Source organism: Streptomyces yaizuensis (assembly GCF_034961445.1).
GTDB lineage: Bacteria > Actinomycetota > Actinomycetes > Streptomycetales > Streptomycetaceae > Streptomyces > Streptomyces yaizuensis.
Genome location: NZ_BSBI01000013.1, coordinates 209,747 through 230,603, shown reverse-complemented (window position 1 = coordinate 230,603; position 20,857 = coordinate 209,747). Strand labels below are relative to the sequence as shown.

Below are 20,857 nucleotides of genomic sequence, written 5' to 3'. Positions count from 1 at the left end.
CGGTGGAGACCGCCTCGGGCGAGTGAGCGGGCCGCCGTGCTGCGCCACCTGGGCCGGCTGCCCGGCCCGGCATGGACAACCGCGGCAGCCGTCCTCACGGCCGCACCGCCCCGGGGCCCCTTCTTCTTGCCGTCGCCGCCCTCGGGAGCGGCACCGGGCCCAGGACACCCAGCAGACACTGCCTTTAGAGGCTGGCGGACGCGCATCGACCCAATCCGGCTGGAGGTTCACCTGATCGGGGCAGCGACCGACGACGCACCGACCGGTGGGCGCGGGAGTGCGACACTGCCCCGGCAGAGCGTCGGCCATAAGAAGAGGAGATGGTGTGCTATCCCGCATCGAGCGAGCGGCCCGGACCCTGGACTGTGCCCCGGGGGGCCCTGCCCGGGTCCGTGAGCGCTCTCCTCGACGAGGTGCCACCGCGCAACCCGCTCGCCCGGCGCCCGGTCGAGGCGTTCGCCCGCCTCGACCGGGCACGGCTGGGCGTCTTCATGATCGGCGACCTGGAGCACGCCGCCGGAAGCTGGCCCGGCTCCCTCCCCCGGACCCTGCCCGTGATGCCCTGGCAGGCCGTGACCCTTGTGGACGGCTCGCCGCTCTTGTGACGGGCCTGGAGCGCCGCGAACTACGCGAGGGGGCCGCCGGGTTCGCTCTGCGGCGCGGCGAGCTGGCCCTCACGCTCCCGGACTCCGTCGACAGCCCGAGGGGCGCGGACGGGTTCACGCACGAGGACGCGCTGCTCGACGCCCTCGCCGCAACCGGCCCGCGTGAGTGGAGTGAGCCGCAGACCCAGGGGGTGCGCGCCGCGCTGTTCCAGCGCCTCGCCAGCCTCGGCGACGGGCTGATCAGGGTGTCCGAGCACGACCCGCACCCGCTCGACTGGGAGACCGCGGACGCCCCTCGTGCCGCGTACACCGCAATCCCTGGATCGCTGAACACACCGCAAGCACGCCTCGTACCCGAACGACCCCAGCCCCCGGGCCGCTGGCACGAGGTGATGTGAGGCGTGCTCACCACGCCCGTCCAGGAGCACTGACGGTGGGAGGTCGGGTGGGCGGCGACGGGCGGCGAGTTCGTCTCCCAGGCGGGTACGACGGAGGCCACCTGTACTGCGGCAGAGTTCGTGGCCGAGCAGCCCCTTGAGCAGGAAGGTCCCCGGCGAGACCCGGCGCGGGGGAAGACGGGCACCAGGTCCGCCTTCTGCCATCGCCTGATCCTCTCCACCGTCAGCTGCACAACCGTACTGGTCGCCGAGGACGACGAGAGCCTGGTCCGCACCATTTGGTGCGCTTCTGGTCATGCCCCGGCGGTAGGGAACCGGCTTCGGCGGTCCGCGAGAGAGTACGGGGTCTCCTGCGTGGTGGGGGTTGTTCCGGCGGGCCGCCGCCGTGGCCGGACCCAAACCACACCCTCTGGCGCGCGCCTGGCGCACTGAGCGGGACTGTCCGCTCCGGGGACAGCCCCGTCGGAGAAGAGCCGGCGGATCAGACGTTCCCCCGGGCTCCGTCCAGCGGTGCCGGACGCTGTCCACAGCGCGCCCGTCGCAGGGTGGTCGGACCTTTTGGTCCGAATCCCGTCAGCTGGCATGCCCGGTGACGGGGAGAGCGAGGGCATGCGTGTGCCGATCCATACCCCAGGGCGGGCGCCGGTGCGCCGCCTCCCATCCGAGTGTGCGCGCGGCGCTGCGGGCCGCGTCCTCGGCGCTTGCTCACAGTGCCGGGGCGGCGGACGGGGGCCACCCGGCCGCGGACGCCTGTGCCCAGGCGCAGGCGTGGGCCGACCGGGCGCGGGAGGCGGCCCGGCGGGGTGATGACGAGGATGCCCGGCGGTGTGCGCAGAACGCGAGGCAGTGCGGTGACGCGACACGGGCTCTGCTGGAGAACCGGGACGCGGCGGCGCCGTACCCCGCGGCCGGGGAGCCGGTGTCCGGGCTCGCGGAAGGGCGTGCCGCTCAGGCTCTGGCCGGTGCCGCGGGCGCCGGTGACGTGCCGGTGGTGGCCCGCGCGGACGGGGGGCAGAGTGTGGCGTGGAGTCAGGACGGGTTCGCCGGCTCGGCGACCATCTACCCCGGTGACGAGCGCAACGGCCATCACCCCCGTGCCCGTGTGGTCTTCACCGACCTGGACCGTGACCGTTACGAAGCCCTGGCCAACTCTCCGTGGCCCTACCGGACGGAGGACGGCGCGGTCGTCTACGAGCGTCTTCCTGCCGATCAGGCCGCGCAGGTCATCGAGGCTGCGGCCGGCCGTCGGCCCGGGACGCCGTGGCGGCGCCACGGGCTGACGGCCGGAATCAACCGGGACCCGATGGACGAGTACGAGGCTGAGGAGATCGAGGACGAGTCGTACAGCTGGTCGCAGTCCCTGAGCGGCCAGGAGGAGGACTACATCAACGCGTACACCGCCTCGGAGCCCTGCGATGAGATCAACAGGGCTCTGTACCGGCAGCGGTCGCCGGAGGAGCCCGTTCCGAGTCTGGGTGTGCCGTTGCGGGAGGTGACCGCGCACCTGGACGCGGCCCTGGAGCGGGCGCCGCGTCCGGATCAGCCGCACGTCACCTACCGCGGGTTCGTTCCTCCGCTGGAGGTCCGCAAGGCCGACCGTGTTCTGGAGTGGGCGCATGCCAACTTCACGGTCGGGGGGGTGTACCGGGACCGGTCGTACATGTCGGTGTCCCACTGTCCGGATGTGGCTGCGGGCTTCTCCCGTAACAGTTGGTGGACCAAGGACGGCTCGAACGGGAAGACGTCGCACGGTGTGGTCTTCGAGGTCGTCTCCAGCCGGGGGGCCGCGCTCGCGGCGGTCTCGGAGTTCGAGAACCAGGAGCGGGAGCGGCTGCTGCCGCGCGACTCGGTCTTCCATGTGGTCGGTATCCGGGACAACGTCCGTATCGGTGGCCAGAACAAGGTTGTCATCCAGATGGTCGATGTCCATGACGTCCGTCGTTTCTGAGGCGGGATCCCGAGCCGGCCGGGCAGAGGTCCGGGTTCTGGCTGGTGCTGGTCACTGCGGCTTCCCGGACCGGCCGGGGACACCACTGGGCCGGTCCGGGAGACAGCGCCGGCCCGTGGCAGATCCTCTCCGTCCTTTCCGGCGGTCGCGGCTCCGGATGCTGCGGCGATCCTCATGCAGTGTCGGGCCCGGTCGAGCGGGGCAGGGCGCGGGACGCAGAGGCCCCCGGCCGCCGGCACAGCTGGTGCCGGGGGCAGTGCCCGTTCGGACGCGGGCGGTGTCCACTTGATCACCCGGCTCGGGCTGTTTGGGAGCATGCAGCGGTGCCGCCGCCGCAATCCGCGACGGCCGCAACCGGGCGATCGACGCCCGGCGGACTGAAGAACCCCTCACGGAATGCTCTAGGGCGGGCTTGGGGACGTGCCCGGTTCGTGAACGAACGTGGTTGCTATTGTCCGGACGTGACCCTGACTGACCTCAGCAACGGCTTTCGTGATGATGAGCAGCAACGGCGCGTCCAGAGGGTCATTCATGATCGTCTCGCAGACGACCGTGACCCGCAGGAATGCCGCTTCCTCATGCGGTTCTGGTGGCAGCTGGTGATGTCGTACCGAGAGGTATCGATGGATGAGCTCAGCCTGAACGTCGGCAAGGCGAAGCTGATCGTGATCGAGTCGCTGATCTGCGCCATCAGGTCGTCTCATGTCGACATCGACGATTGGATCACCACCACGCAGCAGGTCTTCCCTGCGATCCAGGATCGCGGCTTCAGGGCCGCCCAGGACGCCGACGGTTAACGCGCCCGGAGCTCTTTCAGCCATCGCCGGCAGAGGATGCTGCACGCGCGGCTGAGGAGGGCTTCGTGGATGTCATCGCGTATCTCCCAGCGGATGCGCAAGCGCCGGAGCCAGTGCAGGTGGGCGAAAGCTCGCTCGACGGCCCCCGCGTTGGTTGCCAGGGCCGGAGCCGTGTTCGGTACCGCGGCGGGTGATCTGCGGCTTCACACCAAGGTCTCAGACGTCTCAGACCAGGCGGCGGTACTTGTCGTGGTCGTCACCACGGTCGGCCAGCACCACATCCGGGCGGTGCCGCATCGCGTGAGCGGGCCGCGGGCGGGCGCGGCCAGGAGCCTCTTCCGTTTCCTGTGGAGATGCTCTTCATCTCCGTGCCCGAGGCTGCCCCGCACCCTGTCTGCGCTCGCGGCGGTACGGTGGCCCGTCACTGACTCGCCGGCCCCTGCGCGGCACAGGCTTCCCGCGCGGACCGGCCGAGGGGAGGGTGCCGTGCCCGTACGGCTGTGTCCGTTCGCGGTGGTCGGCGGATCGTCTCTGGAGTCCTTGCAGGCCACGGCGTTCCTGTTCACCGCAGTTGGCGAGACCTGGTCGCGGTGGCTGGCGGATCCGGGACCCGCATCAGGCGCTTGACCGGCACGTCGCAGCTCAGGTGATCGTCTCGGCGTTTCCGCCGGCCTGCGCGGCCAGCACCCAGCGATCGCACACGTTCACGACAGCGGGAGATCACGATGTCCGTGCGTACCGGGGCGGGACTCTGTCCACAGGCCCGCGGCCGCAGCCTCGGTGGACCTACTGGTCCATCGCGGTGCCCCACGGGGTCTGCGGGAAAGCGAGTACGCACTCGTGTGCCGATCTCTTGCCGCCGGCGGCCGGCGGTGCACCACGTCCCACCCGGCCGTACGGTCCGCGGCCCGGGCCGCTTCCGCCGAGCTTGGCCGGCACGTCGAGGCGGCCGGGCCTGGACACCCCGCTGCCGTCGCCTACTCCCAGGCGCAGACGTGGGCGGACAGGACGAAACAGGCCGCGGAGGGCGGTGACGAGGACAGGGCCCGGGAGTACGCCGGGTACACCCGTCAGAGCGCGGAGGCGAGCCGGGCGCTGCTGGCCCGTCCCGGCGCCGCTGCCAGTCGGCCTCCGGTCGATCCCCGGCTTGCCTTCGCGCTCGGTCCCGCCCGTGCCCCTGACGACGAGCCTCCCGCCGGCGGGATCCGGCCGGCGGAGCTTCCGGAGTTCCCCGAGCATGTCCGGGCGGCGTCCGCGCTCGCCCAGGCCAGCGGCGCCGGCACCGGGGCGAAGTTCATCCCGCGGGAGGACGGCGGGCAGAGCGTGGCCTGGGGGCAGTCCGGTTACTGCGGCGTGGCCACCGTGTACGCCGGGGACGACGGCGAACACCCACGGGCCCGTCTGGTGTTCAGCAGCCTGGACCGTGACCGCTACGAGGCTCTCGCCGCCTCCCCCTGGCCCTACCGGGTCGAGGACGACGGCTCGGTGGTCTACGACCGGGTGCCGGTGGACCAGGCCGAGAAGATCCTGCACGCGGCCCGCACCGGTCAGGCGGGCAAGCCGTGGGAACGGCACGGCCTGGGCGGCGGGCAGGACCGGGAGATGCTGGCCACCGGCCGGGCGACGGCCCTGGTCCCGGAGTCGAAGGCATGGGCGGCCGGCCTCAGCCCGGAGGAGAAGCGGTGGGTGGCCAACTACACGGGCGACAGCTACTACCAGCACATCAACCAGCACCTGCAGAGCGGCCGTTCCCTGGACGAGGACCTGTACATCCGGGAACAGGTCGTCGCAGTCCGCACGATGACCGGTCCGATCGACTCGGCCCTGTCCAAGGCCGGAAGCTCGGGAGAACTGCACACGACCTACCGGGGGTACACGCCGCCGGCGGAAGCTCGGGAGAAGGACCGGGTCGATGCGTGGGTGCGCTCTACCTTCCAGGTGGGGCAGGACTACCGGGACGACTCCTACATGTCGGTGTCCCACTGTCCGGCGGTCGCGGCCGGGTTCTCCCAGCGTTTCTGGGCGAACCCGAGGACGGGGCGGGACGGCAACGCCCGTCACCGGGTCGTCTTCGAGATAGTCTCCAGCCGCGGCGCGGCGGTCGCGGCGGTCGGTGTTCAGGGCAACGGGGAGCGGGAGCGGCTGATGCCGCGCGGCGCCTCGTACCGGGTGGTCGGCATCCAGCAGGACGTGAAGGTCGACGGCCACAACTGCATGGTGGTGCAGATGGTCGACACGAAGGACATTCCCCGCCACTGAGCACGTAATGTCAAATATATTTGACATTAGAAGCAGAAGGGTGTAACCTTAAATCAATTAGACACTGGAAGGATGGGGATGAACCTCACTTCCCAGCAGATCGAGGACCTGTTCCGCGAACGCCTGGACCATCTGGTCCTCGCGGACGGAACACGGTTCACCCGTGCCGACCTCCTCGTCTACATCGACGCCTTCCGCATCAGGACCGACGAGACCGGCACACCCCTCGCCCGCCAGTGGCAGGTGCTCGCCCGCCGCCTGCGCGAGCCCCACGGCGCACCCGACCCGGCCGAACTGGCCGCGCTCCGCGAGGCGGCCACCGCCATCAAGCGGAAGGAGGCCGAACGGGACGCGATCATCCGCCGGATCTCCAGCCGCTGGCCGGTCGAATCACTCGCCCACGCGACCGACATGACAACGACACGGATCTACCAGATCGCCGCCGAACCCCAGAAGCAGGGAGACACCTCATGACCCAGCCCACACCGCAGAACTCGCGCCTGGCCAGCCAGCCCGCGCCGCGCCCCGTCCCGGCCCAGAAGTAGGAAGGCACCTCATGACCCAGCCCACCCGCCCCGATCCGCAGGAGTCGCGCCTGGCCGGCCAGCCCGCGCCGCGCCCGATCCACCCCGTCCCGGCCCGGGAAGACCACCGGCCCAGCTACGACGAGCTGATGGCCCAGACCGACAGCACCGACTACAGTCCCCTCGCCGGGCACCTGGACGACGAGACCCGATCCGCGCTCGGCCTGCCGGCCGCACCCCGCCCGCTCGTCATCGACCACCAGCTGCTCCAGCGGATCCGCGCCCACCTCCTCGACAACCCCGCCAAGGTCGCAGCACTACCCGACAGCATCCGGGACCTGATCCACCTGTAGCCGGCCGCCTCTCCCCCGCCCAACCGCCGTACCGGCCACCGCCGTCCACCAACCGGAACGAAACCCCTCCCCGGATGCGCGGAGCCTCGGCAGGAGCAGGACCCCGGCACACCCGCGCAGGGCACCCGCATTGCCTCTCTCGTCCGCGGAGCGACGGACACGCCCATCGCCTTCACGCAGTGGCCGGAACAGCGGCACCACCGCCCGCAGCGGACTCCCGGTCCGCAAGAGCGGAACAGGGCTGACGCGCAGGGCCGTCACCCCGGGAGACGGCCCTCCTGCCTGCACCCCCCGGGGTCCGGCCCGGCACCCCCACAACACCACAGACCGAACCCGGCTGCCGGGGACACCGGTCCCCGCAAAGGCTCTCCGCGTCAGCAGCCGCACCCCGGACCGGCGACCGCCACCGGCCGGAAGGAAGGTCCGCCGGACACAGCCGGCAGCGGACGTCGGCTCACCAGGCAGACGCCGACCGCACTGGACACGGCGGCGGGCCGTCGTCGTCCTGGTTCAGTCGTCACCGCGCCGCGCACCAGCTGGCGCGTCACGCGCGCCCCGGACGCCGGCACGGGGGTGCCGGCGCCCGTACGCGATCCGGACGGGGTCGCGCGCCGGAACAGCTCAGACGAGGAAGGAACCACGTGAGCACCGAGCAGCACGACGCCGACGCGTACGGCCAGGAGCTGGCCCGCATCAGCCACCACCAGCACGAGGCCACCACCGTACGGTTCACGGTCTTCCAGGCCCTGGCCGCCTTCGGCATCGGACACGAGCAGGCCGACGACATCGTGTCGACGCTGGAGGCCGGGGCGGTGGCAGGCGCCCACACCTGGATCTCCGAGAGCAGCCCCCCGCACGGGTCCGAGCAGCGGTTCGAGGACGGCTGGTTCGCCGGTGTCCGCGACGTCGCCGGCCACCTGCTGCGCATCGCCGACACCACCGCCACCACCGGACGCGGTCGCGCCGCCTCCAGCGCCCTGCTCCTCGCCCACCTCCGGCAGCCGGCCTCCCCCGCCCCGGCAGGCCCCCCGGTGGAGGAACCGGCCCCAGCCCCAGCGCCGTTGTACGCGAGGCGCGTCCTGGCGGTGGCGGAAGGCTTCCCGTGGGCCGTGGCCGCGCCGGGGACACGCCACTGGCCGGACGGGGAGTTCCTGACCGTCGCGCTGAGCGCGGTGCGCACCGAGGAACGCGAGGGGTACATCAAGCGCCTGGAGGAGTTCGTGGAGCAGCGCCGCGCCCGCCTGGAGGAGCTGCTGCGCGCGTACGGGCCGGGCAGCCGGCCCGCCTCACGCGGCCGGTACGCGCTGGTCGGGCAGCCCGAGACGCTGGTCATCGTGGAGCGGATGGAGGCCAACCCGTTCGGTCTGCGCGGCCAGTGGGAGAAGGAGCTGGAGACCGTTCTGTTGGACGACCTTGAGTTCGCGTGGGGGCCGCGCATCCGGCTCAGCCGCTGAGCAGCCGGGAAACGTGCAGCGGGGCTGGACAGGGTGGACCTGTCCGGCCCCGCTGGCCGTCGTCAGGTGAGGTGGGCGATGAGGGCGGTGGCGTTGTCCGCGTACGGATCGGGCAGCGCGCGTGCCCGGCGGACAGCGTCCTCCACCAGCCGCCGGGCGGACGCACGGGGCGGACCGGTGAGGTGGTCGGCCAGGTCGCGGTCGGCGTCGCCGTAGGGCTCGTAGGCGCCGTCGGAGGTGAGGAGAAGCCGGCCGGAGCGGGACGGGCCGCGGACGGTCTCCACCGCGGCGTGGCCGTAGCGTTCTTCGGTCTCCTGGTCGTCCCAGCCCGCGCCGAGGCAGGCGGTGAGGACGTTGCGGTCGCCGTGGCCGTCGTAGGCTCGGCGCTCGTTGTGGTCCTCGGTGATGACGCGGAGGTGTCCGTCGAGGAGGAGGTATGCGCGGGCGTCGCCGGACCAGGCGAAGGACAACGTCCCGCCTGGTCCGCCGGTGCCTGGGGTATGGGACGTGTGGACGACGACGACGGCCGCGGCGCACGGTAGCTGGGGTCCGTCCATGGCGTGCCGGCCGGGTTCGGCTGCATAGCGTGCGCGTTCGGCGCGCAGTCCGGTCTCGGCGTTGGCGCGCAGGGCTGCAGTGCGGGCCAGGCGGCGTGCGGCGGTCCGGGTCCAGGCCCGCACGGCGGCGGTGTCACCGACGCCGTCGAGGAGCACATAGGCCCGGGTGCCGCCGGGCGCCGTCCACACGGCGGTCGCGTCGCACTGGTGGCCCCAGTCACCGGGCAGCTGGGCGGTCCCGTAGGAATCCACGGCAGGGTCCCTTTCTTGTCCTCCCACCGCGAGCCGGCGGCGGGCGGTCGGTCGGTCTCTTCGGATACGGCGGGCGGCGGCTTCGGGCGGGACGGGTTTCGCGGTGCACAACGACCGGCGCCCGGCGGTGCCACTCCCCCGGGCGGTACTCGTTCGCTGAGCCCGGACGGGTGAGATCCGCCCTCGCCTACGCGGACGCGGATCTCACCGAGGGAACCCAAATTACCCTGCTTCAAAGGGGCTTGCTATTTTTTCGCACGTTCTGTCACGTTCGTGAGTGCCCGCTTCGGGCAGCGGACTCGTGAGAAGGGACCATCCCCCATGGCACGACGAACCGAGTACGACGCAGGCCAGGCAGCCAAGCGACTGAAGGTGCCCGCAACAACGTTCCGGTGGGCCCTGCACACTGGCCTCGCCCCCCGGACGTCCCGCCCACCCGGTGGTCGCGGGCCGCCGTGGAGGCGATGGACTCCGACGCCATCCGGGCCACGATGCCCTCCCTGCCGGTTCCCGGCGGCACGGCGGCGGACCGGATCGCCGACGCTCTCGGCACCCCGAACCCGACCGCGTACGGCGAGAAGCTCCACGTGACGGCGTTCGTGGTGCGGCGGTTCACCGACCGCGGGCTGCTCGCCGACCTGAGCGCGAACCCGGACGGCGGGTCACTGCACCACCCCGACCAGGTCGACCAGGTCTGCCGTCGCCAGGACCTGGCGGACCTGGTCGCCGCCGACACCCCGCTCGGCCCCGAACCGGCCCCAGCCAGGCTCAGGGTGCGCCGGGCCCACGGGACTGGATGGTGAAACTCGGCTGGATTCGCTCCCCGCAGTCGGTCGAGGTCCGCTTCGGCACCAGCCGCGCGGGCGCCGTCGACGTGCTGCTCTTCCGCACCGCCGATATCGACGCCCTCCCCCGGACACACACCGAGGTCGACTGGGAGGAACTGCGCGCGACGGGCCAGGGCCAGTGTTCCCCTCTCACGGCGCTGATGGACGCAGTCCCCTCGAACTGAGCCCAGGGCCGGCAGGGGCCATTGGCGCCTACCGGCGGGGACGCCACCCCGGACCGCCGAGCAGCACTCCGGGTCCCCCTTCACACTCCGCCGCAACTCTGGTCCACAGAGCGGGTTCACCCGATCCGGGGCGCCCGTCCATCCGGACGCGTTCCCGCGCACCGGCTTCCCTCTCCAGCGGCCTCTCCCCCGGACGCGAAGTCCACACACGCCCCGCTGGCGACCTCTCAGCCACCCACCGACCCCATCACCCCAAGTGGATCAAGGTCGGCGACCCAAGCCCCCATTCTGGGGGTCGCCTTTGTGGCAGTTCATGCGATTCACGCGGAATGAGAGTGCTTGATTCCGCCGCTCGCCCGACCCTGAAGTCGGCGAGCGGCGGGCCGCACGCTGACACCTTCCTCACGACCCGGTCACAGAGCCGCGGCCTGCACCAGCGCGGGACCGATCAGACGGACTTTCACGCCGATGCCGATCCGGGCCCCAGGCAAGGATCGCATCGCGTGCCACACCGCCCCGCCGAGCGGCACGACGCCACAGGGACGGACCGGTCCGGCGCGAGCATCCGCACCACGCAGGGGCCGCCCGGCCTCACGCGCCCGGCACCAGGACGGCGCCGACCTGACGAACTCCAGCGGACCCGGAGCCGGATGGGCGTCGCCTCCATCCGCCGAACACCTCTCGCACACGAGACGCCACGCGGCAGTCGCCCAGCCCCTCGCCACAACTGGGGCACGCCAGCCGGAAGAGAGTGGCGCCGCCGGCGCAGCCAACAAGCCGACGGTCCAGCAGCATCACCGAGGGCCGCATCCGGCCAGGCCGCCGGGGTCCTCACGACTCGCCCGACGGGCAGCACCGTCGACTTCGCATCCACTCCCCCGCCGGACACGGGGCACCCCCTAGCGCCGCCAATGATCATAACTGTTGACGTCGTAAACAGTTATGATCATAATAAGTGTTGACGGCGTTCACTGTTAGGGGAGAGTGTGGCCCACAAGGAAGTCAACAAGCTCATCAAGGCCATCGAGAAGCAGGGGTTCACCGTCCGGCGGACAACCAAAGGCCACCACCAGGTCTTCAAAGGGTCGGCCTTCGTCACGGTGCTTCCCGGCACTCCCAGCGATCACCGGTCCTTGAAGAACTCGTTGTCCTACTTGAAGAGGGCCGGATTCATCAACTGACCGACCGGGCACCGGGGGCCCGCCCCGGTGCCCGGCGCAGTCCCCAGCGCCGCCACCCCCGCCCGTCCGCACTGAAGGAGACCCGCACCGCATGACCGACTGGAACGTCTACGTCGAGTACGACGCCCCCGACACCTCGCCGGAGGTCTACGGAGATCTGTTCGAAGCCCTGAGCGCGCACGCACCGGGCGTCGGCCCCGCCCCCAACGGCAACCTGTCCCTCCGGCTGACGCTCGAAGCCGACCAGGCCCACCAGGCCGTCGCCGAGGCCCTCACCATCGCGGCCGCCGCCGTCCACGACCTCGGGCTGCACGGCGCCGTCGTCGGCATCGAGGTCCTCACCGAGGCCGAGTTCGACCGCCGGCAGACCGAGCCCGCCGTTCCCGACCTCGCCGGCACCGCGGAGGCCGCGGCCATCATCGGCGTCTCCAAGACCCTCGTGAAGCGGCTGATCACGAAGGGCGCCCTCAATCCGGTACAGCACCTGGCCGCCGGCCCCGTGTTCGTGGCCGCAGCCGTCCAGGCTTACGCCGACAAGAAGCACAACCGCACCACGAACCGCCCCCTCGACAAACTCGACCTCTCCCCCGCAGAGCGCGACCTCCTGGCACTGCTCAACGCATCCGCCGACCAGACGACCCCGCCGGCCACAACCACGCTGCCCGCCGCGGACCACGTCATCGCCGAGGTCTACGACAATGCCCGTATCCGCATCCACCGCGACCCCGACGACCACCTCGTCACGAACGCCCTCACCTCCCTCGTCGAACACAAGCTCGTACGGACCCGCAGGCTCTATCGACACGAACGAGAGACCGGCAACACCCACGACGCCGTCGTGACCGTCCTGCCCAAGGGCCGACGACACGCACCCACCCCCATCAACAACACAGAGGCCACCATGTAGCCACCCAGAAACGTCGAGCAACCTCCCTGTCAACACACCACTTACCTCGGTTCGACCTCGCAAGATGGCTCATCGCTTCCCACGCTGGCGCCGAAGTACCGACGAGTCTTTGTCGTCTACGACCTGTCACCGCCAGCATCTACGGCACCGGGGCTCTGGTTTTCACTGTGTGGGGAGAGATCTCACTGGCCAAAGCCCCGAGGGGTAGATCACCTCAGAGCTTCGCCAGCCCGCCAGTCCACAGATCGCCTGCGACCTGCACATATACCGATAGACATCCAGATGAACAGACCTTTGAGTGTCCACATCTAGGTTCTGATGCACGCACCTTCCCTCCTGTCGATCCACAGCACTTAAGATATGCCGATCCATAGACCCATGTGTACACCTAGGTGAATCTACTTAGATGTCGCTACCGATATTTGGATGAAAAATCCGATGCAAGTCCTGATGCATATACCGATAGATGTCACTACCCATAGCCATACCCATCTATCTACCGATCTCCCATCTCACCTACCTTCCGACTCGCGCATCCATCAACCTATCGACGCATTGATCGCTACACCCACCTAGGCATCGCCTTACGCACCTCGCTATCGACACAACTACCGACCCATCGACCGGCCGACAGGTCGGTAGCTCTACCTCGCTACCGAGTCATCTAACGCGCGACCGACCTACCGACCCGTCGACCTACACACAGATGCACACACCTTCACATCCATCGACTCACAGGTTGATGGCTCTACCACCAGATCGAGCGACCTTCATACCTGCCTACAGATCGACACACCCACATATCTGCCGAACTGCACACCGACTAACTCGCCGTTAGATCCACCCACCTACTGGTCTACCTGTGCTCTTTCCGATCGACCCACCGCCGGACCTATCGCCCCACCCATCGACAGATTCACCACCACACGGACGGACAGGCCCACCCACCAGCCGACCCACCGCCGAACCCACCACCCCACCCATCGACAGATTCACCACCACACGGACGGACAGGCCCACCCACCAGCCGACCCACCGCCGAACCCACCACCCCACCCATCGACAGATTCACCACCACACGGACGGACAGGCCGATCGACCTCTGCACAGAACCGAGCCTCTCCAGACCGCTGGCACTCACAACTACCGCTCCCTGCCGCACGCCTGCGTCGCACAAGGACCCAGCAAGCGTTGGCGATCCGGCTTCACACCAAGATCACCCCATACGGAGCCTCGCCCCCCGGCCGTGGACCGCTCAAGCCGAATCTGTCAAGTTCTGGCCGCGTCTAGCGTCGGCTTCCACTTCAATGCTGTTATCGTCTCCCACGAATAAGCTCCCTGACAGGGACATCATTTGGGTGATCCTGCGGTCAGCGCGTACCCTCGCCTTGCCTCTAGGGGCACAAAACGACCATGTACCCGTGGGCTTCTCGCAGGAGACGGCCAGGAAGAGAGCAGTTCGTGGAGAAGATCGCCGTAGCGAGCCAGAAGGGCGGCCCCGGCAAGACCACGACAACCGTGAACCTTGCGGCTGGCCTCGCTCTCACGGGTGCCCGTGTCCTTGTTGTCGACATCGAACCTCAGGCCCAAGCCGGTATCGCCCTTGGGGTACGCCTCGCCGGCCCCGAGGTTGCAAAGTCGCTGGGTCTGCGGCTACAGCAAGCTGCTCAGGGGGTGCCGTCAACGGTCAGCGACATCGTGATCGACTGCAGTCATCTACTTGAACATCGAGCAGGTCAGGGCAAACTGTGCCTCTTGGCTTCCGAGCAGGCCACCATGGCGAACGCCCAGCACATTCTGCATGCTGCCGGCATCGAAAAGATCGGTGTACTGCGCACCCTTCTCCATGAACTTGACGATCAGTTCGACTACGCAGTCTTCGACACACCGCCTGCGGTGCAGGCTCTCAACGGTGTCGCCTTGGCCGCCAGCGACTACGCCTTGACTCTCTGCTTGCCGAAGCACGCGACTGTCGAAGGTGCGGTAACGATGCGTTCAACAATTCGACACGTCAAAGAACGCACCAATGGACTCGCGGATCCTAAGTACCTTGGCGTCGTCCTCAACATGTCGAGTCCCCAGCGCGAGTGGACTCTCGAAGAGATTGAGGTGCGAAACCTCATGGTGGACACCCATCTCGCCCCGTTCGTAACTGACATCCGCCAGGACACGCGCATTTCGCGCAGCTACGCCACTGGAATGCCTGCTGTTCTGGGCTTCGCACGTCACGCTCCGGGGAAGCAGTACGCAAAGTTCCTCCAGGAAACCTTGGACCGCATGGATCTGCCCCCGGAGGAGTGGACGATCGCTCCCAGCGCGGACGAGGTGATCGCTGCCGCCGTCGAGGCAAAGGCCGCCAAGGAGAAGGTACGTGCCTAAGAACGACACAACGGGTAAGGACGAGAAGGCCAAGAAGGACAACCCTGCGGGGGACTTCGCTGTGGTGCGGCGCCGGGCTGCAGCAGCACCAGCCAATCGCGCGGCGTCCGCAGCCGCTCTCCTCGGCCATGCACAGAGCACTGCTGACGCGTCCTTCCTTGGAACTGGCCAAGGGCTCCCGGCCGTCATCACGGCACAGCCGCAGACCTCGACAGTTGCTTCCGGTACCTCAACAGTCGCTACAGTGGACACGCCAGCGAGCCCGGTACCTCAACCTGCTGGTGAGCCACAATCCCAGAGTGAGGGTCTGAGCTCCACCTCAACCACTGAGCATGTACCGGATGTGACCGAATCCAGGACGAGTGGCAACGCTGAGCAAAGTGGAACGTCAGAGCCGAAAAGCGAACCGCACCTCCGACAGGAACCGGCAGCAGGCGCCGTAGCCTCCACCAGCCAAAAGGCTGGCGAGGCTTCGTCTCCTCAGCGGCGCAAGTCGGTGAAGTTGACCCCGATGCACCAGGCCCTTCTCGATAGCTACGTGGATTCCAAGGTCAACTCCCGGCACTGGGATTCTCACGGAGTGAACCTGATTCCCGCGCTCTGGCCGGCGTTGCGGGCTCGCATCGGACGTGACCGAAAAACCTCCGGGAAGTCCGATCTTGGGCTTGGGCATTACCTGGATGTCGCCCTTCGCTCCGCAGTGATGGACACAGACACCCTCATCGGTTTGCACGATCGGCTGCACGCCGAACGAATGGGGGATGTTCCGAAGGGAAAGAAAACGACGTTGAGTTTGAGTCCGGCGGCCCGGGAGAAGGCAGACACACTGCTGGAACTCCTGGAAGCAGCCGACTTTGCCCGCAAGGGTAAGGACGTGATGTCGGCGCTGGTACTGAACCTACTGCGCACCCTCGAAAAGGAGGGGCCGCTTCCGCGCCCTGAAGTACCCCCTCTTATCTGACTCGTGCTCACTGAAGGCCCGCACAGCGCTCGTCCGCTGTGCGGGCCTCTTCACGTTCCTCGACACACCGAAGACACAATCACACATTCAGCCTATTTTTTGGCTACATGTACTTATCTATTCGCGTTTAGGCGCTTCGTCACTGGTGTGAAAGTCCGTTCCCTAACCCCGGCTTGCAGCCCGGGCGGTGGTCTAGCAGAGCAGGGCTGCCGGTCGAGAACTTGCACCCTCTCGTCCGAGATCAAAGGATCCAAGCGCACTAATCAAGGCTGTGACCAGCAGATATATCCATACCCGGACCCTTAGATCTACTCATACACCCACCCATCTCCATACCGATACTCCGATCGATGCTCACACGTATCCTTCGAATCACAGCCCGATCATCACACCCAGCTACCTACCTATGCCCCTGACAGGGAAATAACTGCGCATCATCCGGTAGGGTTGCGGCAGCCGTTCATCATCCACAGCAGGAGAGTTCGATGCCGCCGACAGTGCGCCTAAGCGCTAACGCCGTTGCGGTCGCCGCTGGGGTCGACAGCAACTGGGTATACCGGGCCGTCGCCATAGGGGTTCTCAGTGAGCCTCACTTCTCGGCGGACATCATCGTCATCAGGGTGTACCGGCTGCTGTCACAGTTCGTGTGGCCGGACAAGCCCCGCCAGCGATCGAAGAAGTACGCCCTCGATACGTGGCAGCTCACCGCGCTACACGCAACACGCGATGCTGTCACGGATCCAGCCACTACGCCCGAAACCACGCTGTGGGTGATGCAGGATTCCGTCCGAGTCGCTAACTCTCGGGAAGAGCGCGCGGTACTCGAATCCGCCTCTACTGACGGGCTAGAGGCATCGATCCTCGATGCCCAGGTTGCCCTCAGGCTCCCCATCGGCAGATGGATCGATGAACTTCCGGCCGTTCTCGCGGCGACTCCTCGACGTGAGCCGAGACGAGCAGCCGCGGCTGGGGGCCGGACTGCCCGGCGGAAGTCACCGACTGTATGACAGAGACCCTCGACGTCCCACAAGCGTTCCTCGCTGGACTCCGTCCACAGGCCCGCTCCTTCAGGATGCCGGTGGAACGAGGACTGGCCCGGGACGGCACATCCCGGGCCAGTCGTGTTGTCGAGGAGGAGGTGAGAGCTACCTGCATCTGTAGTTGAACACTTCGCGCCCGGCACTCTGCCTGCTACCCCTAGCGGCCCGGGTGGCGATGAAGGTTCCCCCATTACTCCTCGACAGGAGCGCATCATAGCTACCCGTCAGAGGGTCGGCCTAGTTGTGCCTGGTTCAGGTCCAGAAGACGCACGTAAGTCGGCTCATTCCCGTAGTTCTCGGACTGGCTCTCGACGCCGGTCCCCTCGTCCGGCCGGCCGGGCGAACCCGCCGGGCGGCCCGTTCGCCACCGCGGGTCCTGTGCCGGTGTCCGGGCCTGGTCATCCGTTGCAGTTGAACCGCGCGATGCGTACCCGGCTGTTCGCCGCGGTGCGGGCTTTGCTGGCCGATCCGCGGGTTGCCGGTCAGAAGGACGCGGTGCGTCTGGCGGCGGTGGTACTGCTCGCGAAGTCGCCGGCGGCTTCAGTGAAGGTCCGGACGCGTACAAGTGATCTGGCCCGGTGGATGGGCTGTACGGCGTCTCATGTCGGTCACACCGTGCTGCCCGCGATGAAGGAGGCGGGCATCGCGGTCTCCGGGGTGCGCAGTGACGATTCCGGTCAGGTGACCGGACTGGAGCTGCAGTTGGTTCCGCTGCGCGAGGCCCGCGCGGATGCCGGTGATCATCCCTTGAAGCTGACGCGGCGTGATCTGGCGACGCTGCTGCGGTTGTGCGAGGCGGTGATCGGCCCGGGCTGGGAGCCGAAGGACGGGCCGGTGACTCCCGCGGGTCTTCTGGCCGGGAGGCGGGGGAGGGGCGCGGCGACGGACCGTCTGGCTCTGTTGCTGCTCGTTCTGCAGACCCGTGCGGACGGCCGGGTGTGCATGGTGGGCGGCAGCGTGGCCGCGGGACGGGGCCGGGCGGACGCCACGGTGGCCAGGGCGCTGGGGTGCTCGGTGTCGGGCGGCGCGAAGGTGGTGGACCGTCTGGAGTCGGGCGGTCTGGTGGAGGTGGCCCGGGCGGACACGGCGTCAGGGTGCTTCGGTCGGGGCCGTCTTCGGGTTCCGGCGGTGGCCGCTGCTCACGGCCGGCCTGCGGAGGTTGTGCTGAAGGAGGGTCCCGCTGGTCTTGCCAGCACGGCCGAACCGGTGCCGGTTTCGTCGTGTGAGCGGTGCGGTGGGGCCGGTGTGGTCGTCGACCCGGCGGTGGCCGGTGACGGGTGGGTGCAGGGTTCCTTCGAGGAGATGGTGGAGGAGGGTCTCGCCGGGCGCCCCGCTGCTGCATGCGGTGATCTTGAAGGGCCCGGCGCTGCTGGTGGCCTTGGGGCTGCTGGGCCCTGTGGTGGTGAGGCAGGTGCCGGTGGTGGGACGGGGGTACGCCCTGCTGGTGCAGACCTCCACGCCTCCCACCCGCAGGTGGTTGAGGTATCTGGGTCTTCTGATGCTGGGTTGAATGGCTTTTCCGGCTCTGCCGTCGAGGGCTTGTCGCCGTTGCCGGAGCGCGCGGGGGCGGGCGAGGACGGGCCCGTTGCCGACGGCTGTGCCGGGCTTGGCTGCGTGGTGGGCCCGGGCGGCCCGCTCCGCGGGGAACAGCGCGTTTCTCGGGCGGGGGACGGCTTGGGACGGCTGCCGGCGAGGGGCCGGGGGGTGTTCACCCGGCCGGGCAGGGTGCCCGGGGATCTGGCGCTGGTGCTGGGGCCGGTGGCGGGGCTGTGGGCAGGTGTGGGGCGGGCCTCGACGTGCCGCTGGCTGGCCGCCGCGGTGCGTACGGAGCTGGCCCGGGTGCGGGGTCTGGTGGGCGGTGAGGTGGCCGAGCGGGTGCTGGCCGAGCGGCTGGAGCGCCGGCTGCTGCTGGAGCGTGGCCGGCCGGTGGTCGGGCTGCAGGGGTGGCTGATGAGCCGGGGTCTGCCGCAGCGGCCCGGGTGCTGGTCGCACGTGTGCGACGACGGGGTGCGGATGGACACCGGTGGGGGGTGTGCTAGCTGCGACAGTCTGGTGGGGGACCGGCGGGCGGTACGCCGGGCGGTGGCGGTGGAGGTCGCCCAGGAGATGCCGGGGGTCTCAGCGGAGGTCCGGCGTGGTGAGGCGGAGCGTCGTCTGCACCATCAGGTGCAGGTCCGGGCGGCGGCCGACGCGGTGCGGCATAAGCGGGCCGCGGCCGAACGGGCCGTACGCGAGGAGGCGGTGGAGCGGCGGCGCAGGGAGCGTGCGGTGGCCGAGCGGGAGCGGGTGTCGGCGCCGTGTGAGGAGTGCGGGGTCGCGGAGGCGGCCGGGCTGTGTCTGGTGTGCAGCGCCAGGCGGCGGACGGGGGAGCTGCTGCGTGAAGCGGTGGACGTCACCGTGGCGTTGCGGGCGGATCTGGGTGACCGGGCGGCCGTCGGGGAGCTGACGGAGCGGGTGGCGGCGGACACCCGGCTGCTGCTGGACGGGGTGTGCGGACGTTCTGCGGGGGTGCCGGAGGCGGCGGTGCTGGCGTTCGATCAGAGCACGGTGGCCGGGCGGATCCTCGCGGGGCGCCGGGCTGCGGCGCTGAAACGGCTGGCCGGCGGCGAGGAGGCCGAGGCGGAGGCCGAGCGCGCTTTCGAGGCGGCGATGCGCCGTCAGCACCGTTACCCGACGCGGGGCATGGCCCTCTCCGCGGCGCAGAAGGCCGCGGATGCGGCCCGTGAGGCGGCTGCGGGGGCCCTGCTGCGGGAGCGGCTCGGGGATCTCGCCCGGTTGCGGGGGAGGCCGGTGGCGGAGCGTGCGGGCTGGCGCGTGCGGTGTGGGGAACGGGCGGGCCGCCCACCGGCCGGGGACGCGGCCGCAGGGGCGGGCGGGCTTGTCGGCATGGGCCGGGTGGGTGCGGCGTGAGCGCGGTGGCGGAGCGCAGGGGGAGGGGTCCGGTGGGGGAGCGGCTGCGGTTGTCGGACCGGATGCGGCGGCTTCTGCTGGAGGGGGACACCGAGGGCCGGTACGGCGGGCACTCGGAGGCGGATGCGGGCTACCGGATGACGATGGCCCTGGCCGTGGGATGTTCGCAGCCGGGCCGGGCCTGGTCGCCGGCTGATTTCCACCATGCGCTGATCTACACCCCGACGGTGGGGGGTGCGTGGGCGCGGCGCCTTCGGGAGCGCAAGGGGTCGATGTACGCGGAGGCGAAGCTGACCGCGATGCTGGAGAAGGCTGCGGGGCGGGTCGCGGTGCATCCGGTGATCCGCTGCCGGGATGACGCGGTCGAGGCCCTGGGCGGCATCCGGGCGGTGGTGGAGCGGCTGCAGTGGTCGGGCCGGCGGGGCGGTGACACCGATCAGAAGAACCTGACGGCGCGTCTGGGGCTGTGCGAGCGGGCCGGCGGGATCGGGCATGTGGTCTCGGTGCGGCAGCTGGCGGAGCTGATGGGTTGCGCGAAGGCGACGGCCGAGGCCAGCAACGAGCGGCTGAAGGAGAACAAGTGGCTGGTGCTGGTCGCCTCCGGGGCGGGCAAGGACCACGGAAGCCGGTGGGAGCTGCGGGTTCCCGATGCTGCCCGGGCAGCGGTGGAAGGCGGTGCGCGCCCAGGACAGTTGCCAGCTGCGGGTGGGAGGGGGGCAGGAACTGTCCTGCCCGTGCACGGATCGGTGCGTACGGACACCGCGGGTCTGGCCGGGGTGATGGCACACGACGCCTTCCACCGGTACGCCCACGGAACGAGCGGGGCGAGGCTGCTGACGTGCCTGGATCCGGTGGACGGTCACGATGTTCGGCAGCTGGCCGCCGCGACCGGGCTGCACCGGACCACCGTCGTGCGCAGGATGCGTGGACTGGTCGAGGATCAGCTGGCGGTGGAGCTCGAAGGGAGGTACTACCTGGCGCCGGGGCTCAGCGTGCCAGGCCGTCTGCACGCCGACGGGCCGGTACTGTCCGAAGCCGCTGAACGCCGCGGTACCGCGGGTCTGGGCGAGCGGCGCAGGGCCCGCCACCAGCGCGAGCGCGTCAACTACCTGCGGTGGCTCACCGAACGGGCCGGGCGGCACCGGACCCGGCGGCCCGCTCCCGTGCTCGTTCCGGACGGTGTCGTGGACCCGGACACCGGTGAGCTTCTCGACGACGCGTGGCGCGGCTGGGACGTCCGTGACCGGGCGCATCCCGTATGGAGAGGGCAGGACAGGGCCGGAGGCGAGGTGAGAGCGTGCGCGTGAACCCAGCAGCGGC

The 20,857-nt window shown here is 69.5% G+C and carries 19 protein-coding genes; 17 read left to right on the top strand and 2 right to left on the bottom strand.

All coding sequences use genetic code 11. The features are described from left to right. The first annotated feature begins 392 nt into the window (after nt 1-392). From SYYSPA8_RS28445 to SYYSPA8_RS28410, 8 genes are all read left to right on the top strand, one after another. Nucleotides 393-605 (top strand): hypothetical protein, encoded by a 213-nt coding sequence (locus SYYSPA8_RS28445; RefSeq protein ID WP_323450227.1) that lies wholly within the window; start codon nt 393-395, stop codon nt 603-605. Next, a complete protein-coding gene (locus SYYSPA8_RS28440; RefSeq protein ID WP_323450226.1) occupies nt 602-1,003 on the top strand; it encodes a hypothetical protein in 402 nt (133 codons plus the stop codon). Before SYYSPA8_RS28445 ends, SYYSPA8_RS28440 begins: the two co-directional genes overlap by 4 nt. Nucleotides 1,004-1,670: 667 nt before the next feature. Then, the gene (locus SYYSPA8_RS28435) at nt 1,671-2,951 is read left to right on the top strand and encodes an ADP-ribosyltransferase (RefSeq protein WP_323450225.1); all 1,281 of its coding nucleotides are present in this window, start codon (nt 1,671-1,673) and stop codon (nt 2,949-2,951) included. Between the two features lie 461 nt (nt 2,952-3,412). Next, nucleotides 3,413-3,748 (top strand): hypothetical protein, encoded by a 336-nt coding sequence (locus SYYSPA8_RS28430; protein ID WP_323450224.1) that lies wholly within the window; start codon nt 3,413-3,415, stop codon nt 3,746-3,748. Between the two features lie 840 nt (nt 3,749-4,588). Beyond that, a complete protein-coding gene (locus tag SYYSPA8_RS28425) occupies nt 4,589-6,007 on the top strand; it encodes an ADP-ribosyltransferase (protein ID WP_323450223.1) in 1,419 nt (472 codons plus the stop codon). Nucleotides 6,008-6,085: 78 nt separating this feature from the next. Continuing rightward, nucleotides 6,086-6,481 (top strand): hypothetical protein, encoded by a 396-nt coding sequence (locus SYYSPA8_RS28420; RefSeq protein WP_323450222.1) that lies wholly within the window; start codon nt 6,086-6,088, stop codon nt 6,479-6,481. 82 nt (nt 6,482-6,563) lie between these two features. Then, nucleotides 6,564-6,884 carry a hypothetical protein gene (locus tag SYYSPA8_RS28415; RefSeq protein ID WP_323450221.1) on the top strand — a complete coding sequence of 107 codons (321 nt, stop codon included), beginning with the start codon at nt 6,564-6,566 and terminating at the stop codon, nt 6,882-6,884. A gap of 641 nt (nt 6,885-7,525) precedes the next feature. Beyond that, complete coding sequence (locus tag SYYSPA8_RS28410; protein WP_323450220.1) at nt 7,526-8,338, top strand: hypothetical protein; 813 nt, start codon at nt 7,526-7,528, stop codon at nt 8,336-8,338. A 62-nt stretch (nt 8,339-8,400) separates the two neighbouring features. Here the strand turns inward: SYYSPA8_RS28410 and SYYSPA8_RS28405 are convergent, their stop codons facing one another. Beyond that, complete coding sequence (locus SYYSPA8_RS28405; RefSeq protein WP_323450219.1) at nt 8,401-9,147, bottom strand: PP2C family protein-serine/threonine phosphatase; 747 nt, start codon at nt 9,145-9,147, stop codon at nt 8,401-8,403. A 464-nt stretch (nt 9,148-9,611) separates the two neighbouring features. Between SYYSPA8_RS28405 and SYYSPA8_RS28400 the strand changes: the two genes are divergently transcribed. The 7 genes from SYYSPA8_RS28400 to SYYSPA8_RS28370 all read left to right on the top strand — a co-directional run bounded on the left by SYYSPA8_RS28400 (nt 9,612) and on the right by SYYSPA8_RS28370 (nt 16,594). Next, on the top strand, nt 9,612-9,950 hold the full coding sequence (locus tag SYYSPA8_RS28400) for a hypothetical protein (RefSeq protein ID WP_323450218.1): 339 nt from the start codon (nt 9,612-9,614) through the stop codon (nt 9,948-9,950). Then, a complete protein-coding gene (locus tag SYYSPA8_RS28395; RefSeq protein ID WP_323450217.1) occupies nt 9,944-10,159 on the top strand; it encodes a hypothetical protein in 216 nt (71 codons plus the stop codon). The genes SYYSPA8_RS28400 and SYYSPA8_RS28395 overlap by 7 nt, the downstream gene beginning before the upstream one ends. Before the next feature lie 986 nt (nt 10,160-11,145). Beyond that, nucleotides 11,146-11,340: a hypothetical protein gene (locus SYYSPA8_RS28390; RefSeq protein WP_323450216.1), complete on the top strand. Its 195-nt coding sequence runs from the start codon at nt 11,146-11,148 to the stop codon at nt 11,338-11,340. A 91-nt stretch (nt 11,341-11,431) separates the two neighbouring features. Beyond that, on the top strand, nt 11,432-12,247 hold the full coding sequence (locus SYYSPA8_RS28385; RefSeq protein WP_323450215.1) for a hypothetical protein: 816 nt from the start codon (nt 11,432-11,434) through the stop codon (nt 12,245-12,247). 1,461 nt (nt 12,248-13,708) lie between these two features. Next, a complete protein-coding gene (locus tag SYYSPA8_RS28380; protein WP_323450214.1) occupies nt 13,709-14,626 on the top strand; it encodes a ParA family protein in 918 nt (305 codons plus the stop codon). A 538-nt stretch (nt 14,627-15,164) separates the two neighbouring features. Next, nucleotides 15,165-15,587, top strand: a complete 423-nt coding sequence (locus SYYSPA8_RS28375; protein WP_323450213.1) for a hypothetical protein — start codon at nt 15,165-15,167, stop codon at nt 15,585-15,587. Between the two features lie 485 nt (nt 15,588-16,072). Then, complete coding sequence (locus SYYSPA8_RS28370; protein ID WP_323450212.1) at nt 16,073-16,594, top strand: hypothetical protein; 522 nt, start codon at nt 16,073-16,075, stop codon at nt 16,592-16,594. 1,122 nt (nt 16,595-17,716) lie between these two features. On the opposite strand, the gene SYYSPA8_RS28365 is transcribed toward SYYSPA8_RS28370, so the two are convergent. Beyond that, a complete protein-coding gene (locus SYYSPA8_RS28365; protein WP_323450211.1) occupies nt 17,717-18,085 on the bottom strand; it encodes a hypothetical protein in 369 nt (122 codons plus the stop codon). A gap of 246 nt (nt 18,086-18,331) precedes the next feature. Between SYYSPA8_RS28365 and SYYSPA8_RS28360 the strand changes: the two genes are divergently transcribed. Both SYYSPA8_RS28360 and SYYSPA8_RS28355 read left to right on the top strand, forming a co-directional pair. Further along, nucleotides 18,332-19,537, top strand: coding sequence for a hypothetical protein (locus SYYSPA8_RS28360; protein ID WP_323450210.1), 1,206 nt, complete (start codon nt 18,332-18,334; stop codon nt 19,535-19,537). After that, entirely contained in the window at nt 19,534-20,844 is a 1,311-nt protein-coding gene (locus SYYSPA8_RS28355; protein WP_323450209.1) for a hypothetical protein, read from the top strand. The genes SYYSPA8_RS28360 and SYYSPA8_RS28355 overlap by 4 nt, the downstream gene beginning before the upstream one ends. Nucleotides 20,845-20,857 lie beyond the last annotated feature (13 nt).

Bases quoted from the DNA above. Each gene is read 5' to 3' on its own strand.
- SYYSPA8_RS28420 (WP_323450222.1), top strand. From the start codon at position 6,086: ATGAACCTCACTTCCCAGCAGATCGAGGACCTGTTCCGCGAACGCCTG.
- SYYSPA8_RS28415 (WP_323450221.1), top strand. From the start codon at position 6,564: ATGACCCAGCCCACCCGCCCCGATCCGCAGGAGTCGCGCCTGGCCGGC.
- SYYSPA8_RS28400 (WP_323450218.1), top strand. From the start codon at position 9,612: ATGGACTCCGACGCCATCCGGGCCACGATGCCCTCCCTGCCGGTTCCC.
- SYYSPA8_RS28395 (WP_323450217.1), top strand. From the start codon at position 9,944: ATGGTGAAACTCGGCTGGATTCGCTCCCCGCAGTCGGTCGAGGTCCGC.
- SYYSPA8_RS28385 (WP_323450215.1), top strand. From the start codon at position 11,432: ATGACCGACTGGAACGTCTACGTCGAGTACGACGCCCCCGACACCTCG.
- SYYSPA8_RS28370 (WP_323450212.1), top strand. From the start codon at position 16,073: ATGCCGCCGACAGTGCGCCTAAGCGCTAACGCCGTTGCGGTCGCCGCT.